This is a genomic window from Meiothermus hypogaeus (assembly GCF_003574035.1).
GTDB lineage: Bacteria > Deinococcota > Deinococci > Deinococcales > Thermaceae > Meiothermus > Meiothermus hypogaeus.
Genome location: NZ_QWKY01000068.1, coordinates 1 through 16,694 on the forward strand (window position 1 = coordinate 1; position 16,694 = coordinate 16,694).

Below are 16,694 nucleotides of genomic sequence, written 5' to 3' on the forward strand. Positions count from 1 at the left end.
GACAACCCCCACCCGCCGTACCTCATCCGGCCCCCCCTGGTGCAGAAGCGGCTGCATTCCGGTTAGCTCACCGATGCGGTCTATCACCTCGGCCAGGGGTTTTGCTGTTGCAAAATGCCCCACAAAGCCAATGGGGCCGTACCTGGGGTGCGGGAAAGGCTCCAACCCCTGCAAGCCCAGCTCGCGGGCCAGCACCGCATTGTTCCCCACCTCGGGATGGGCGTCGAGCGGCAGATGGGCCGTATAAAGGCTAATACCTGCAGAAAAAAGCCGCTCCAGCCGCCTCTTCTGGTAACCCACAATGGCAAAGGGCTGCCCCCAGAAAAGCCCATGATGGGTAATCAGAAAGTCTACCTGGGCCTCTGCCGCCTGGTCGAAGATCACCTGGGCCGCGTCCACCGAGACCCCAATTTTTCGTACTTCGGTTTTCCCCTCCACCTGCAAGCCGTTGAGCGAGGGATCTTTGAACTCGCGTATTTTGAGGTAGTCGTCCAGCCAACGAACCAGCACGTCGCGTTGCATGGCTCTAGTCTAAGTCACCCAGTCTTCACCCAGTCTTAGGCCCGTTGAAGGACTTGAGCTTGGTGAGGGCTTTTGTGATGTCCTGAGCACACCCTCGGGCCCAATCAACAACTTCTCGAGCCAGACAAACCCGTGTTTTTTGCCTTCAGATTTCGGCTTTTGTCTTGCGTTCCTCCAGCGCCAGGCGCACCTCCTCTATCTCGTTCCAGGGCAGTATCTCGGTGCCCCGCTCGAGCGTCCGCTCGTGGCCTTTGCCGCTAAAGAGTAGGGTGTCGCCAGGCTGGGCCAACCAGACCGCATAGCGGATGGCCTCGCGCCGGTCGGGCACCAGGGCGTAGCGGCGGGGGTCGCCGTGAGCCCGGGCCATAATCTGCAGGATTGCCTCCAGGGGCTCGGTGCGGTGGTCTTCTTCGGTAAAGACGGCAAAGTCGGCCAGCCGACCGGCCACCTGGCCGATGCCCGTACGCCGGGTGGGGTCCTGGTTCCCGGCGGCCCCGATCACCACCACCAGGCGGTTTCGGGTGGTAGGGCGCAGGGTTTGTAGGGCTGCTTCCAGGCTGGCCCCGGTGTGGGCAAAGTCCACCACCACCCGGAAGGGCTCGCTTTGCAAGAGCTGCATCCGGCCCGGCACACCCGGAAAACAGGCCAGTCCGGCCTGGAGTTGGTCCACCGAGAGGCCCATCCGGCTCGCAGCGGCCAGGGCCGCCAGGGCGTTCTCGGCGTTGAAGCGCCCCACCATAGGCAACCGCACCGGGAACGACCCAATGGGCGAGATGACCTCAAACCCCAGGCCGCCGCTACTTTCCACCAGATGCTGTAGCCGCCAGTCGCCCTGGGCGCCATAGGTCCAGGTCTGGGGGCGCTTGGCCAGGGTTTGCGTCCAGGGGTTGTCGCTATTCACAATGGCAAACCTCGAGCGCTCCAAAAGCTTCTTCTTCTCGGCGAAATAATTTTCCATGCTGCCGTGCAGATCGAGGTGGTCTTCGTACAGGTTGGTAAAGATGCCCACCTCGTACAAAAGGCCCCGCACCCGCTCCAAAGCCAGCGCATGGCTGCTCACCTCGAGCACCGCCTGCCGGCAGCCTGCCGACACAAAGCGCTGCAACATCTCCTGCACCTGCGGGGCCTCGGGGGTGGTGAAGTGGCCGGGTAGAAAAAGCTCCTCATCCCCTATTCTGACCCCCACCGTGGAGAGCCGGCCCACCGGCGGAGCGGCCGATTGCAACAGGTGATGGAGCAGCACCGCAACGGTGGTCTTGCCCTTGGAGCCGGTCACGCCGAGCAGCTTCAGCTTTTGCGCCGGATAACCCCAGAAGGCTGCCGAAAGGTCGGCCAGGGCGGCCCGCGCATCGGAAACCCGCAGATAGGGTACGCCCAGGTTCAGCTCACGCATCCCCACCACCGCCACTGCCCCTTTTTCGATGGCCTGGGGAATGTAGTCGTGGCCATCAAAAGGCTGGCGGCTGGGCAGGGGTACACCCGGTATGGCCACGAATACAAAACCGGGTTGCACCAGGCGTGAGTCGTGCGTAATGCCCACCACCTCCACAGGGGGGGCGCTCTGGCCAAACAGGGAAAATAGCTCTGCCAGCGTCGGCATGGGGTTTAGTTTAGCGTCCGTTTACCGCTCCTCCAGCCGTTCTACGGCTCCACCTATCCGCACCCACTCGGTAAAACCGCCCTCGATATGACATACAGGCTCCAGACCCATCCGCTGCACCGTCTGGGCCGCCAGGGCCGAGCGCCAGCCCCCCGCGCAGTAGAAGATAAACTTCTTGCCTGAAGCGAAGATGGGCTTGTGGTAGGGGCTTTCGGGGTCTACCCAGAACTCCAGCATGCCCCGTGGGGCGTGAAAGGCCCCGGGAATCTTACCCTCGCGCCTGAGCTCACGGATATCGCGCAAATCCACGAACACGTAGTCGGGGTCGCCCAGGTAAGCCTTGGCCTCCTCGGCTTTGATGGTCTCGATCTCGGCCAGGGCCGCCTCGAGCAGCGCTTGGTAGCCGATTTTCATACCCATACCTCAATTTACTCATCTGGGCTGTTTAAGCTAGGTGGGCTATGCGAATGCTCCTGTGGCTTTTGCCCTTGCTGCTATCGGCCTGTGTGTTCGTGCGGCCCGAGCCCACTCCACCCCCACCGGTGCGGCCCGTACCCGCACCGCAGCCTGCAGGCTTTGTGCTCAACGCGCGGCTGGGTTTGCCACCCTACCCTGGCAGCGTGGCCCTCAAGCGCGAGGAGCGGGGCGGCTCGAGCGAGGCCGAGTTCGAAACCCGCGACCCCCTTGAGCAGGTCTATGCCTTTTTCCACAACTGGCTCACCAGTCGGGGCTGGGTACGCATCCGCCTCGAGTACAAAAGCGCCGCCACCAAAGTGGAGGCGGTATACCAGCGGGGCGCCGAGCGCTTCAAGCTCGAGCTCGACCAGCAGGGCCGCAGCGGGCGGTACAAGCTCGAGATAGATTTTTAGGGTTGCCTACGCCAAGGTTGTTTTCGGCCTCAGGCAGTTGTCCAAAGCTGAAAGCCGAAGGCTAAGAGCTTTCAAACCCCTGGCATGGGACTTGAGACCTGCGACATTTGCTAGAAACAAATCGGCCATATTAACTGCCAGATTTCCAAACTTTCACCATACCCGGATCAACCAGGGCACCGTCCTAATCAGCGGTGTACGCATTGCCCCAGTAATGCCGCAGGGACCACCTGTCTCCACACCGCCTGCGTGCATGGCCTCGGAGATCCGCTCCCCCTCAAACTAGCTCGAGTAGACCCGCACCAAGGCCTCCCATAGCTCCACTTAATCCGAAATATCCACCGCCAGCGGTGCCGGGTAGTTGACGGTATAAAACAGCAGGTGCTCGGCCTTGTGTAGCATGCGCTCTACCGGGGCTTTTGGCAAAACTGCAAAGTGAATGACCCCCACGCACAACCGGCTGGCGGCTGCGTGGTTGGGGTGAAGGTCAGACTCATAAGGCGCAAACACCACCCTGGGCGAAGCTCCCGGATAACTTTAGATAACGCCCATCGTTGCACTTCGGTATCAGCAATGACGGCATCCAGCGGGCCCAGGTTGCCCCGGTCGTCGAGCCCAGGAAACTTCCAGCATCTCCTGGACGCATATTTCCGCCGTTCCCCTGGAGTCCATCTCGCTTTGGGTCAGGTCCAGGATGCCGGTGCTCTGGCGCGGGCCACCAAGCCGCCACAGCCCAATTCCCCTTCGTCGGGATGGGGGCAATCGCCGATAGATCCAGACCCATGAGCCCAGGGTTACATCATAGGGGCAGGGGTTGACGGTTGGGGTAAATTGGGGCAACTCGAGTACCCACGCTTGCTTGCATGGTCTCGTGAGTCATTAGGGGAGAATCACATGGTAATTACATCATTGGAAGATTTGGACGGAATGACCGATGTCATGGGCCTATTGGACGAAGGGCAGCGTCTACAAAGCCGCCTGGGGGAATTGGGTGGGGTATTGCGCCAGGTAGCCAGCCAGCTCGAAAAGGGTAGCCCCCCCTCCCCCGGTATGGCCGCCAGCGTGATTGAAGTCTCCAAGGCCTTTGAAGGCTGGCACGAGCGCGCCCAGCGCATTCTAGGGGGTACCCCGGTCGAACCGGTATTACCCAGAGTATTGGAAGCCCTCGAGGCCCACCGCAAGGCCCTGGAAGAAGCTGCCCTTCGCCAAAAAGCCATGAACGTACTGGAACAGGTCAGCAGCCTGGTGTATCGGGGGGCCGACGAGTTCCTGCCGCTCTCCACAGTACAGTTCGATGCCCTGGGCATGATCCGCAAGTTCAAGGACATGACCGGCCTCAACGATGTCATCCTCTCTCTAGCCGGCGGCAACCACCCCTACAATCTGCTGCTCAAGCTGGTGCTGGACAAAGAAATGAGCAACGACGAGTGGATGAGCGTCTATCAAAAAGTAGGTCAGGAAATCGGCCAAGACCTGGCAGTAGCTGCCGCTCGCGGGCGGGTCTATTTGCCCGAGCAGTAAACAACGGGCCGTAAGCCAAAAGCCGAAGTCTAAAGACAACAAAGGGCAGCGAGCCATAAGTCTGCTGCCCTTTGTTTGGTTGAGAACCCTACCCTCACCTTGGTGGTTGAGAGCAGAGACAACCTGCTCACTCGAGTTATTCCTCCATTCTGCGATCCAGGGCCCGGGCATGGGCTTCCAGCCCCTCCTCGCGGGCCATGCGGGCCCCAAGTACCGAGAGCCTGCTGGCCGCTTCCTGGGTGAGGCCCACCACTGGAATCACCTTGAGAAAATCGCGCAGCGAAAGCCCCCCGCCAAAACGGGCCGTGCTGGAGGTGGGCATCACGTGGCTGGGGCCGGCAATATAGTCGCCCAAGGCCTCGCAGGAATGTTCCCCCAGGAAAACGCCCCCGGCGTTGCGTACCATACCGAGTGCGGCCAGGGGGTCGTGAATGGAGAGGCACAGGTGTTCAGGGGCGTACAGGTTGGCCAGCTCCAGGGCTTGCTCCAGGTTTTCCACCAGCACCAGACCGCTACGTTCCAGGGCCTGGCGGGCGATGGGGGCCCTGGGCAGGTCGGCCAGCTGGCGCTCGAGTTCCTCCGTCACCCGCTCCAACAGCTCGCGGTAGGCCGAAAGCAACCAAGCCTCCGAGTCCGGACCGTGCTCGGCCTGGGCCAAGAGGTCGGCGGCCAGTAGCTTGGGGTCGGCGGAGGCATCGGCAATAATGAGGGTCTCGGTAGGCCCCGGCAGGCCCTCCATCCCCACCACCCCATACACCTCGCGCTTGGCCAGCACCACGTAGCGGTTGCCCGGCCCCATGATTTTGTCCACCCGGGGCACCGTCTCGGTACCGTAGGCCAGCGCGGCAATGGCCTGCGCCCCGCCCATGGCAAACAGGCGGTCGGCCCCCGCAACCCAGGCCGCGGCCAGAATGCCGGGGTGTACCCTGGGCGGCGAAGCCAGCACAATCTCGCCCACCCCCGCTACTTTGGCCGGAACTGCCGTCATGAGCACGGTGGAGAGCAAAGGGGCCGAACCCCCGGGCACATACACCCCCACCCGATCCAGCGGGCGCACCAGTTGGCCCAGCACCCCCTCCGGCCCGGCCTCCAGAAAACCTCCCATCGGTTCACGCCGATAGAAGGCTTCGATACGCTCCTTGGCGGTCTCGAGGGCATCGCGCAAGTCGGCATCCAGGTTCTCGTAGGCCTCCCGCCAGACCCGCTTGGGTATTTCCTCTACCGGATGCCCATCTATTTCCCGGCTAATCCGCTGCAAGGCAGCATCGCCCTCGTGTTCAATCTGATGCAAAATATTCCGCACTGTTTCCAGGGCGTCGCCGTATTCCACCGTCAGGCGGCGGTTTTTGAAGTGGTCTCGGATTTGCTCTGGGGTTTTGATCATAGATAGCCCTTTATCGGCGCGGTAATGGTCGCAGGTTGCAAGTCAAAAAAAGTTTAGGGGTTCAGCGTCAAGCGCAGGGGCGGAACCTTTTTCTTGCTATCGGCCATTGACCATAGACTATCGGCTCCCCCTAGCTATACCGTCTGCGACGACGGCGGCGGCGACTGGAGCTACCGCCTTCACGTTCTTTGGGGGGTTCACCGGAAACCACCCTGGGTTTGCTCGGCTCTCCCGCCACGATGCGGGGATGGCCGTTGCGCTGAGCATTGGAACGTTGGGCCGGTTCCTGGCGGCCCTGCATGGGCGGTAGTCGTTGTCCGGCCTCGAGGCGCTGTACCTGCGTCAGCTCGGCCTCGAAAACGTGCTCCCCTACCTTCTGCGTGAGGCGCACCGGATAGCCGTCTTCATCGAAGTAAAGCAGGCTCAAGCCAGGTCGCAGGCGGTAGACGCGCATATTACGAAGGGTCTTCTCGCCTGCAGCGTCTACCTCGAGGGTCTGGTCGGGCAGGCGTTCGACATAAACCCTGCCACCGACCAGCGCAAATTTTTCGACCTCCCCCACCTCGAGTTTGAGCCTCCCCACCGCCAGAATCAGCGAGAGCGGGTCGTACATCTCGGCCAGATAGGGAATGGCAAAGTCGTCTTTGCCCTGGCTCACCGTTACCAGCCCGTCTTCGCGGGAAAAATCTACCTCCATCACCCGGGCCCCGTTGCCCTCCACCCGCTCGCGGTAGCGGCGGGGCAGGCCCAGGGGGTCTACCTCGCTCTCCCAGCGCTGCCGGGTTTTGGGCGGCGGAAGCTCCACATTGGCTTCCAGGGTCAGGCGCAACCCATCCCGGCGCGGTTCCACGGTCAGGCGCTGCTCGCCTGCCGGATGACCGGCGTACCGGAGGCTATACCATAGCGACTGCGGAATCGCCCAATCCATGCCCTTCATCCTACCAGCCCTGGGTCAGAAGTACGTCCAGGGTCGGGGGTCCAGCGTCAAGGCGCTCATCTGTTACATTACCCCGCTTTCAGCTATCGGCTATGGACTATAGGCTTATGGACGATAGACTCCCCACCTACCCCAAGGCCTCCGCCAACAGCCGGTGAAAATGATGCACCCCCTGCTCCCGCGCCACGCTGAAGCGTCCCCGGTCATAGAAGCGCGACTTGACCCCCTTCTGCACGGCCTCCACCACCACTTCGTCCTCTCGCTCCACTCGGTCGAGGGCAGCCCCGGCCCCCGCCTCGAGCTTGCCGGCATCCCAGATATATGGCAAAAACGAGACCTTGGTCAGCTCCGGCCCCAACGGACGCACCACATTAACCGAAAGGCCCCAGGGGTAAAAGTTCAGCATCAGGTTGGGGAACACCCAGTAGTAGTAGGCCGCAATGCGCTGGCCGTAGTCGGGGGAGTCCTTGGGCAGGTCGAAGCAAGGCTCGCCGGGGGGCGCAATGCCCAGTTGCAGGTTGCACCAGTCGTAGACCTCGGTGGTGTAGCTGCCGTAGTCGATGGCGGTGTTGAGCGAGGCATGGATGAAGGGGATGTGGAAACCCTCGAGGTAGTTGTCGCAGTAAAGCGCCCAGTTGGCCCGCACCAGGTAGTCCCGCGCGCGGGCCGGCTCAAAGTAAAACTGCCGCAAGGGCATCCAGCCGATGCGCTCCTGGATGGGCCGTAGTACCTCTTGCAGCGAAACCGCAGGGTTCAGACTGGCCCACAAAAACTTCCCCTGGCCCCAGGTCTCGAAAGCCACCTTGGGCAGGTCGTCTTTGGGGCTGGGGAAGCCTTGCACGCCCTCGAACTCCGGCATGGCCTGAAAACAGCCATCCAGGCCAAAGCGCCGCCCGTGATAGCGGCAACGCAGGTAGCGGGCGTTGTCGCCGGTCTCGGCCACCAGCATCCCCCGGTGGGTGCATACATTGGAGAGCAGGTGCAGTTGGTCATCAAAGTCACGGGTGATGACCAGCGGCTCGTCGAGGCAACCCTCCAGCAAAGTAAAGGGCCTGACCGTGCCGGGGGCCTTCAGGTCGTCGGTGTCGCCCACCCACTGCCAGCTCCGGGCAAAGACCTTCTCTTTGGTTTCCTCGTAAATGGCAGGGTCTTTATAGAAGCTCGAGGGCAGGGTGGCGGCCTGGGCAATATCGGGGTGAACTTCCAGTTTTTTCATGATTGCTCCTTGAGCGATGGGGCTGGGTTTTTGAGCCAACAAACCAGGTCGGTACAGCCAGGCTTCGACTGTACGAGGGCGGCTGGGGTCTTATTTACCGGCAGCAATAATGGCCCTAGCAAAGCGCAATAATTTGGTCTGAATATCGAGCCAGGAGCGCATGGCTCCCATTATAGAGCGCTCTTCACATAAAGTGAGCCTTCCTAGCATTAGGAAATCCTCTGTCCCAGTCAGAACCGTTGCCGCCCGGAAACTCGAAACCCAAGCACCCGTGGGCCGGGCCCGGCCCACGCTTGGGTGCGTAACATGCGTCTGGGCGCAGACGCATTCTCGTTTTCGCTGGCGGCAACGTCTGTGAAGGGCGCGATTAAAGCAAAGGCCCCCCGCACCTCCAGCGGGGGGGGGGAAGAGGGGGTGGGGACTTACTTACCCCACTCCAGCTTGACAATCATCTCGCCGCCTCTGGGACTTACACTCACCTCGAGCTTATCCCCACCCCGGCGGTACTCCGCCTCGTAGGCCAGGTTCTTCTTGCCCCCCTTGGACTTGAAGTTCACCTTCACCCAGCCCTTCGAGAGCAGGTCGCGGTGGTAGTAGCTAAAAATCTGCTCCACATCGCCCCCCCGGTAGGCCACGCGGTACTCGGTGTCTTCGCGGTCTTCCCACAACACCCCGTAACCTGGTATGGGGGTGATGAAGAAGATGGGCGGCCTGGGCGCTACTAGCACGGGCGGCTCGGGGTTGCTGGCCCAGCGGGGCTGCACGTTGTAGCGCACCACGTCGCTCACCCAGTCGCGGTCGGGCAGGGGGGTGACCACAATCGAGAGAGCCCGGGCCAGGTTGCTGGCCCCCTGCACCCGCATCTGCCCGCTTTTGATGTCGGCCACCTGGGCGAGCGAGAGCGGCATGCGGCTGGCCACCGCCAGCACCTGGTCTATGCCGGCAGGCCCGCCGATGGTGAAGTCGTAGCGAGCCCCCGGCTCGGGGAAAACCCGGGTCTCGCCCGCACGCAGGTAGTTGTTCTGATTGAAGGCGTTGGGCAGGATCAGGTCAATCTGGCCGTCGGCGTTGATGTTGAACAGGTAGACATAGGCGTTCTGGTTAACGCGGGTGTAAATCCTGATTTTGTCGCCAAAAAAGTAGGTGGCGTTGCCCAGCCCCGAAGGGTCGCGGTCGAGCCAGGTCTGCACGTCCAGGTCGGTGGGCACCGGGTTGACGATGATGCTCTGGGGGCTCAGCACCGGCGCCGCAGAGGCCATCAGGCCCAACAGCCCCACCATGCTTACAATCAGTCGCTTCATCTGGTTCCTCCTGAACCCAGGGTAGGAAACCAGAAGCCCCCTGCCATGAAGCCTGCATCAGCAAAACTTAACCTTGGCGTTGAGCGATTCTTTAGAGCGCTCTTCACATAGAATGAGCCTCCCGAGAATCAAGAATCCTCTATCCGAGAAAGAACCGTTGCCGCCCGGAAACTCGAAACCCAAGCACCCGTGGGCCGGGCCCGGCCCACGCTTGGGTGCGTAACGTGCGTCTGGGCGCAGACGCATTCTCGTTTTCGCAGGCGGCAACGTCTGTGAAGGGCACGATAGTTGCCAGACAACAAAACCCCCTCGAGCGAAACGGCATGAAGGGGTTTTGGTATTTTGGGCTTGGTGGGCGACGAGGGACTCGAACCCCCGACTTCATCCTTGTAAGGGATGCACTCTACCAACTGAGTTAGTCGCCCGTGTGGTGACCCCAAGGGGATTCGAACCCCTGTTACCGCCGTGAGAGGGCGGCGTCCTAGGCCACTAGACGATGGGGCCGCTGGAGTCTTTTTTGGGTCTGCGGGGATAGGCCCGCAAACAAGGCCGTCCATCAGGGTAACACAGGCACGCGGGTTCGTAAAGCCAGGCCCCCGGCTTGCGCCGGGGGCCTTTTGGTGGACCGCACAGGACTTGAACCTGTGACCAACCGATTAAAAGTCGGTTGCTCTACCAACTGAGCTAGCGGTCCGGTTTTGCAGCATGTGGAGCAAAAAGCTTCCTACAGCCTTAGAGATTATAGGCAAAGGGCCCACAGTTGTCTATAGCGTAGGCGTGCATAAAAAAGCCGAGGGCCGGTGCTTTACCGACCCTCGAGCCTTCCCAAACTACCAGATATAGAAGATGGTCACGATGAAGAGCCAGACCGCGTCCACCAGGTGCCAGTACATCGAGGAGCCCTCGAGGGTGCCCTGCTCGTGGTTGTCTATTTTGCCAGCCAGACCCTGGGCGTAGGCCAGGGTAAGACCGGTTCCACCAATGACCACGTGGGCCCCGTGCAGCCCCACGATCAGGAAGAAGGCCGTAAACCACAAAGCCGCCTTCTGGGCCGCTTCTGACTGACCCGCCGCGTTCAGAGCATCGACATAGTGCCCCGAGGCAATAGCGAACTCCCAAATCTGGAAGAGAAAGAAGACCACACCCAGGAGGATGCTAATCAACATTCCCAGCTTGAATGGCGAGAACTTGTTGGTGCGCAGGTCGTGATGGGCGTAGTGAACGGTGAAGGAGCTTGCTACCAGGAAGAAGGTGTTCAGCAGGGCCAGCCACAGGGCCGGGCGGTGGTCTTCGGGCGGTACCGCAGCCCCGGTAAGACGCAGGTACAGGTAGCCCGCAATCAGGATGCCAAAGAGGGCAATTTCCGAAACGATAAACCAGGCCATGCCCACCCAGGCGTTGGATTTACCGGTAACGGTGTGGTGTACCACGGGGTGGTCGTACTCTTTGCGCAAGGCCCACTGGAAGAGGCTGTAAATAAACAGTACCAAACCCACCGCCAACCAGCCGCCCCAGCCCGGCACCCCGCCCACCGGGGCGTTGCCCAGGTCGGGGGCCAGCGAGACGCCAATACTAGTGACCAGGAGGCCCACCGCAGTCATGAAGGGCCAGACCGTGGGCGCCGGCAGGTGAATGGTAGCGGGGTCTACCGGGGTAGGCTTCAGGCCCTCTTTTTCCCAGTCGTAGAGGGGCCGCTCGGACTTGAACACCGTGGGGAACTGCACTGCAAAGTTGTAGGAGGGCGGGGGCGAGGAAGTGGCCCACTCGAGGGTATACCCCCCCCAGGGGTTGTCGGGGGCCTTGACGTTCTGGCGGAAGCTCTGGATCACCGCAATTACCCAGGCAATACCCCCCAGGGCCAGAATGACCGCCCCCACGGTGGAAGCGAAGTTCAGCTCGTTCCACAGGTAGAGCCCATCCGGGTAGGTGTAGTAGCGGCGGGGCATCCCCAGGAAGCCCAACACGTACTGGGGCATGAAGGTCAGCAAATAGCCCACCAGGAAGAGCCAGAAGTGCACCTTACCCCAGAACTCGGGGTACATGCGCCCGGTAATTTTGGGCCACCAGTAGTAAAGCCCGGCAAAAGCCAGAAAGCCCGAACCGGCCATCAGGACGTTGTGGAAGTGGGCCACCACGAAGTAGCTGTCCTGCACCTGGTAGTCGAAGGGTACCACTGCCAGCATGACCCCGGTAATCCCCCCCAGCAGGAAGTTGAACATGAAGCCCATCACGAAGAGCAGAGGGGTTTTGAAGTCGAGCTGGCCGCCCCACAGGGTGCCCAGCAAGTTGAAGATTTTGACCCCGGTAGGTACTGCAACCAGCACCGTGAAGAAGACAAACACCAGTTGGAACAGCAGGCTCTCGCCCACCGTGAACATGTGGTGCGCCCAGACCAGGAAGCCCACCACCGCGATGCCCACCAGCGCAAACACCATGAAGCGATAACCGAACACCGGCTTGCGCGAGAAGGTCGAGGCGATTTCGGCGGCAATACCCAGGTAGGGCAGCAGCATGATATACACCGCCGGGTGCGAGTAGAACCAGAAGAACTGCTGGAACAGCACCGGATCGCCCCCGATGCCGGGGTCAAACAGGCTCAAACCCAGTTTGCGCGAGAGCAGTACGGTCAGGCTGGCTGCGGTAATTCCGGCCAGGGCAAAGAGCGAGAGCATGGAGGTAGCGAAGATGCCCCACACAAAGATGGGCATCTTCCAGAGGCCCATACCCTTGGCCCGCAGGTTGTAGACCGTAGCAGCGAAGTTGGCCGAACCCAGGAGGCTCGACAGCCCCACCAGGAGTACGCCCATCATGAAGAAGTCGGTGCCCAGGCCCGTAGTACGCGAGAAGGGGTAGTAGAAGGTCCAGCCCACGTCCGGCGCCCCGCCAAAGAAAAGCGAGGTGTAAATCAGCACCGCCGAGAAGACGAAGAGCCATGCCGCAAAGGCGTTGATGCGCGGCAAGGCCACGTCTCGCTCGCCCAGCATGAGGGGCAGGATAAAGTTACCGAAACCCGCCAGCCCCGCCGGGATGATGAAGAAAAAGAGCATGGTAGCCCCGTGCAGGGTGAGCACCTGGTTGTAGGCATCGCCCACCAAAAACTGCTGTTCGGGGCCCGCCAGCTGCCAGCGAATGGCCACTGCCATCAGGCCGGAAAGTCCGAAGGCCACAAAGGACGTGACCAGGTAAATCATCCCGACTTTTTTGTGGTCGCTGGTGGTCAGTAAGTCCCAGACCGAGGCCCAGAAACCCAGACGGGAAGCGGTTTGTGGAGTTGCGACAGCCATAATTTATTCAATCCTCCCGTTTAGAACTTCTCCAGTTTGCTAAAGTCGAGACCATCCACCTTGTGGCTCATCAGGTAAGCCGCAATGGCCTTCACGTCGCCGTCGGAAAGGTTGAGGAAGGCAGGCATCTTGACGCCGGGCTTCATGCCGGGGGAGTTTTTGATCCAGGGCTCGAGGTACTCCGGCTTGTTCGGCCACATCCCGGCGCCCACCGTGGTGCGGTTACCAAAGAAGGTAAGGTCGGGGTTGCTAGGAAGCCCCTGCGAAACACCTTTCAGGGCGTGGCAGGCCGCGCACTGCTGTTTGTACAAGGTCTCGCCCCGCACCAGGGTTGGGTCGCTCGGAGCGGCGGCCTGGTAGGCTTTGGCCCCCTCAATCCAGCGGTCGAACTCCTCCTGCGACACCACCTTGACCCTAAAGCGCATGTTGGCGTGCGAGGCCCCACATAGCTCCACACACTGGCCGTAGTAAGTACCGATTTTCTCCGGGGTCACTTCGATGTGCGTAACGACCCCCGGGATGGCATCCCGAGTCCCCACCATGCTGGTTATGCGGAAGGAGTGGATGACATCGTAGTTGGCGCCGTCGCCGCCCGTAACCTCAAAGCGCACCGGCTTGCCTACCGGGAGGATGAGCTCGTTGGAGTTGCGGATACCGTGGTCTTTGTAGGTGAAATCCCACCAGAACTGCCAGCCGCGTACCTCTACCACCATGGCCCCTGGGGTGGGGCGGTCTAGCTTGAACATGCTCTGGGCGGTAAGGCCAAAAATGACCAAGACAATGACGGTAGGTATGACCGTCCAGGCCACCTCGAGGCGGTCGTTGCCGTGGGTCTGCTCGGGCTCGCTGGTCTCCTGGCCGGTGCGGCGGAACTTAACGGTCACGTAGACCAGCGCCCCCGTGACCACCACAAACACCAGGGCCGCAAAGCCCATCACCCAGGCCAACAACCCCCGGACTTCCCGGTTGAACGCCGATGCATCCCGATCCAGGATGTTGAGGGTGTGTCCCCCTGCCTGACCCGGCTCAGCCGCCAGCACCAGTCCTAGCATTAGAAGAACTATCAAACTTATACTTCGTTGCAGCATTCCTAGCATCCTCCGTTGGTTGTACTGGGTCATTCTAACGCATGTTATTTGGAAACATTCCGGGATTTTGCTGAAAGCGTATCTTACCCCGCCAGGGTATTGTAACTACATCCACAAGGCACGGTCTATGGCCATCGCAACAAAAAGTAATGCCAGGTATAACATGGAGTATTTGTAAAGCGAGAGCGTCCAGGCGCGCTCGAGGGTCTGGTACAGGCGTAAACTCCGTACCAAAAGCAACCCGTTCAGCACCAGCGCTGCCACTAGATAAAACCAGCGCAGCTCCCCCATCAAAACCGGAATCAGGGCAATAACCGCGGTCAGGATGGCGTAGAGCCAGATCTGATAGGCCGTTTCTCGCTCACCCCGCACCACAGGCAGCATGGGAATCCCCACTGCGGCGTAGTCGTCTTTGATCATGAGGGCCAGCGCCCAGAAGTGGACCGGCGTCCAGAAGAAGATTAGAAGGAATAAATACCAGGCGAACAGGCTCAAGTCACCCGTCACGGCAGCCCAGCCCACCAAGGGCGGGAAAGCCCCGGCAGCGCCGCCAATCACAATGTTGCTCCAGAAGCGGCGCTTCATGTAGAGGGTGTAGATAAGCACATACCAGCCCAACCCCGCCATGGCCAGCAGCGCGGTGGTCAGGTTAGCGCCCCACCACAACAGCAGAAAAGAGAGCACCATCAGGACCGTGGCAAAAATGGCGGCATCGCGGGTACTAATCTTGTGGGTGACGGTAGGGCGCTGGGCAGTACGCTTCATGCGGCCGTCAATGTCACGGTCAATGACCATGTTGAAGGCGTTGGCTGAACCCGCGGCCATGTATCCGCCCACCAACACCACCACAAACAAGCCCAGACCCGGCCAGCCACCCGCCGCAATGAACATGGCCATCAGGGTGGTGAAAAGGAGCAAGCTAATCACGCGGGGCTTGGTCAACCAGAAATAATCGCGCCAGGTTGCGCGTTCGGGGTGAACAACAGAAATCACCATAGTAGTTTACCTTGCTTCGGGCACAGGAACCCTGGCCGGGGCAGCACCGTAGCCTAGACTCAACGCCGAAACCGTAAGCAACAACCAGGTAAGCCAGGCCGCATCGGAAAGCAAAAGATGGGGCAACTGGGTGTAAAGCGGCGCCGCCTGGTGCACGTTGAGGTAGCCCATCCCCAGTTGCAAAATGAACACCACCCCGGCCATCCGGGCGAAAAGCTTGGTGTGGTGGCTGGGTCGAAGATTGGCCACCAGGTTGGCCATCAAGACCACATACACGCTGACCAGAACCGCAATAAATGGGTGATAGATGCGAAGTTGCACCAGGAAGTGCTCGCCAGGGGTGAGCGCGCGGCCCACTGCCTCGGCGGTGTTACGCACCGGGAACAGGGCATCGCCCAACGAGGTCAGCGCCCCGGAGGCCGCTACTCCCAGAATCCCCACAAAGCCCAGGCCCAAAGCCCAGCCCACCCAGCCCTGCCCTTTCCAGATCGGGCGGTGTTCTGGGTGGCTCGACCACCACGCCGTGAGGGCTAGGGAGCCAATCAGAAAAAGGGTGTTGATGAGGTGAATGGGGGCAATAACGGCCCGGGCAATGCTAGCATCCTGCCCTACCAGGCGAAAGAGCACCAGTCCCGCTCCCACCAGGCTCTCGGTAATCATGAAAAGCATGGCGAGGCCGGCTCCCAGGCGAGCCAGGTGGCCTTTGGGAAAGGCCCGGCGTGACCAGACCAAAAGCCCAATGGTTAGGAGTAGCGAAAGCCCACTGGTGATCCGGTGGAAAAACTCGATGAAGGTCTCGAGGCCCTGAAAAGCGGGCAGCACTTCACCATTACAGGTTGGCCAGTGCGCCCCACAGCCATCTCCGGAGCCGGTGGCCTGCACCACATCGCCCCACAGGATGACCACCAGGGTAAAAATCACCAAACCCCAGGCGTAAGCAGTAAAGCGTCGGTTTGTCATAAGAAAAAGTCCCCCCAATGGGGTATGAACTTTATTCTGCCAGAATCACTCCAGAACCTCCATAAGGACAATTGTCCCTAATTGCGGGCTGAAAACCAAAAGCCGAATGCCGAAAGTACAAAAAAACTGACAACTTAAGCGGCTGGCTCAGTGCCCGTGGTCGGGCATGGCGCTTGGGTCAAAGGGCAGCTTCTCTCCCCCACGCTCGGTGAGCCAGCGTTCCATGGTCTGAATTTCGCCAGCCTGGCTTTGGCCCATGGCTTCAATCAGGCCTCGTGGGAGGCCCTCTGTTTTGACCTCGGCCAGGCCCTGCTCGATCATGGGCAAAGCGCCCTGGTGGTGGCGAATCATCAGTTGCAAAAATCGGGTCTCGGCAGCGCGGCCTTGTAGGGCCAGCAGTTCAGCGATCTCTTGTGGGGAAGCCATGCCCATTGCAGCAGCGACCTGGGGGCTGGGGCGCTCAAAGCTAACCGTGAGCTGTCGCCACCAGGGTAGCCAGCCTCGCATCTGGGCCATCTGGGCCTGCTGGGTCTGGGCCACATCCAGGGCAAAGTAGCGTAGGTTTTCATCGGCAGTTCGACGCTCAAAAATCCTGGCCAGCTCTACCGCCTGGGCATGGTGGGGAATCATCTTCAGGGCAAAGCGACCCTCGGGGCCGAGGGGTTGGGCCAGCAGGAGACCTATGGCTATTAGGGTCAAGCCCAACAAGCTCCACAGCAGACTGCGCAGGGGCGAGGCCGGTACAGATACTTGCATGAAACCGATTTTAGCTAACCACCTTTGACCCAATAGAGCCCTTTGCTTCTTTCACTCTACCCAGATAGCCCGTGTACCCTCTACTCTGGCTCTGATCGCCCGGCGACTGGGCGTCTAAGCCAGACGCGATAGGCGACTCATCTAAAGAATTCGGTTGAGTAACGAAGTGGTGTGATGATGGGTAAAAACCAACATTTTGGAGAGGATTGGTTTGAAAGCCGTTGCCAAGCAGAGAGGGAATGTTGTATTGGACGGTGACG

General features: G+C 60.7%; 13 protein-coding genes, 3 tRNA genes and 1 pseudogene. 2 read left to right on the forward strand and 15 right to left on the reverse strand.

Features of this window, described 5'->3' with window-relative positions:
* From Mhypo_RS14025 to Mhypo_RS14035, 3 genes are all read right to left on the reverse strand, one after another.
* A partial coding sequence (locus Mhypo_RS14025) for a Nif3-like dinuclear metal center hexameric protein (protein ID WP_147371355.1) occupies nucleotides 1–522 on the reverse strand: 522 nt, incomplete at its 3' end.
* 145 nt (nucleotides 523–667) lie between these two features.
* The gene (locus Mhypo_RS14030) at nucleotides 668–2,122 is read right to left on the reverse strand and encodes a UDP-N-acetylmuramoyl-L-alanyl-D-glutamate--2,6-diaminopimelate ligase (RefSeq protein WP_119341915.1); all 1,455 of its coding nucleotides are present in this window, start codon (nucleotides 2,120–2,122) and stop codon (nucleotides 668–670) included.
* Nucleotides 2,123–2,143: 21 nt separating this feature from the next.
* The gene (locus Mhypo_RS14035; protein WP_119341916.1) at nucleotides 2,144–2,536 is read right to left on the reverse strand and encodes a rhodanese-like domain-containing protein; all 393 of its coding nucleotides are present in this window, start codon (nucleotides 2,534–2,536) and stop codon (nucleotides 2,144–2,146) included.
* A 47-nt stretch (nucleotides 2,537–2,583) separates the two neighbouring features.
* Between Mhypo_RS14035 and Mhypo_RS14040 the strand changes: the two genes are divergently transcribed.
* Nucleotides 2,584–2,991 (forward strand): hypothetical protein, encoded by a 408-nt coding sequence (locus tag Mhypo_RS14040; RefSeq protein WP_119341917.1) that lies wholly within the window; start codon nucleotides 2,584–2,586, stop codon nucleotides 2,989–2,991.
* A gap of 324 nt (nucleotides 2,992–3,315) precedes the next feature.
* Here Mhypo_RS14040 and Mhypo_RS17955 read toward each other — a convergent pair whose 3' ends face one another.
* A complete protein-coding gene (locus Mhypo_RS17955) occupies nucleotides 3,316–3,501 on the reverse strand; it encodes a PIG-L deacetylase family protein (RefSeq protein ID WP_147075306.1) in 186 nt (61 codons plus the stop codon).
* 384 nt (nucleotides 3,502–3,885) lie between these two features.
* On the opposite strand from Mhypo_RS17955, the gene Mhypo_RS14045 reads away from it, so the two are divergent.
* Nucleotides 3,886–4,512: a hypothetical protein gene (locus Mhypo_RS14045; protein WP_147075305.1), complete on the forward strand. Its 627-nt coding sequence runs from the start codon at nucleotides 3,886–3,888 to the stop codon at nucleotides 4,510–4,512.
* A 136-nt stretch (nucleotides 4,513–4,648) separates the two neighbouring features.
* Here Mhypo_RS14045 and hisD read toward each other — a convergent pair whose 3' ends face one another.
* The 11 genes and pseudogenes from hisD to Mhypo_RS14100 all read right to left on the reverse strand — a co-directional run bounded on the left by hisD (nucleotide 4,649) and on the right by Mhypo_RS14100 (nucleotide 16,434).
* Nucleotides 4,649–5,896, reverse strand: coding sequence for a histidinol dehydrogenase (gene hisD, locus Mhypo_RS14050; RefSeq protein WP_119341919.1), 1,248 nt, complete (start codon nucleotides 5,894–5,896; stop codon nucleotides 4,649–4,651).
* A 130-nt stretch (nucleotides 5,897–6,026) separates the two neighbouring features.
* Nucleotides 6,027–6,824, reverse strand: coding sequence for a DUF3108 domain-containing protein (locus tag Mhypo_RS14055; protein ID WP_119341924.1), 798 nt, complete (start codon nucleotides 6,822–6,824; stop codon nucleotides 6,027–6,029).
* Between the two features lie 136 nt (nucleotides 6,825–6,960).
* Nucleotides 6,961–8,049: an aromatic ring-hydroxylating oxygenase subunit alpha gene (locus tag Mhypo_RS14060; RefSeq protein ID WP_119341920.1), complete on the reverse strand. Its 1,089-nt coding sequence runs from the start codon at nucleotides 8,047–8,049 to the stop codon at nucleotides 6,961–6,963.
* 422 nt (nucleotides 8,050–8,471) lie between these two features.
* Entirely contained in the window at nucleotides 8,472–9,350 is an 879-nt protein-coding gene (locus Mhypo_RS18800) for a DUF4384 domain-containing protein (RefSeq protein ID WP_119341921.1), read from the reverse strand.
* A gap of 349 nt (nucleotides 9,351–9,699) precedes the next feature.
* Nucleotides 9,700–9,775: transfer RNA gene (locus Mhypo_RS14070), tRNA-Val, on the reverse strand.
* 3 nt (nucleotides 9,776–9,778) lie between these two features.
* Nucleotides 9,779–9,854: transfer RNA gene (locus Mhypo_RS14075), tRNA-Glu, on the reverse strand.
* A 114-nt stretch (nucleotides 9,855–9,968) separates the two neighbouring features.
* Nucleotides 9,969–10,044: transfer RNA gene (locus Mhypo_RS14080), tRNA-Lys, on the reverse strand.
* Between the two features lie 136 nt (nucleotides 10,045–10,180).
* Nucleotides 10,181–12,634, reverse strand: a complete 2,454-nt coding sequence (locus Mhypo_RS14085; protein ID WP_170148315.1) for a cbb3-type cytochrome c oxidase subunit I — start codon at nucleotides 12,632–12,634, stop codon at nucleotides 10,181–10,183.
* A 20-nt stretch (nucleotides 12,635–12,654) separates the two neighbouring features.
* Nucleotides 12,655–13,722, reverse strand: coding sequence for a cytochrome c oxidase subunit II (gene coxB, locus Mhypo_RS14090; protein ID WP_119341922.1), 1,068 nt, complete (start codon nucleotides 13,720–13,722; stop codon nucleotides 12,655–12,657).
* Nucleotides 13,723–13,827: 105 nt separating this feature from the next.
* A pseudogene (locus tag Mhypo_RS14095) lies at nucleotides 13,828–15,678 on the reverse strand (heme o synthase).
* Between the two features lie 147 nt (nucleotides 15,679–15,825).
* Entirely contained in the window at nucleotides 15,826–16,434 is a 609-nt protein-coding gene (locus Mhypo_RS14100; protein WP_119341923.1) for a DUF305 domain-containing protein, read from the reverse strand.
* Nucleotides 16,435–16,694: the final 260 nt, after the last annotated feature.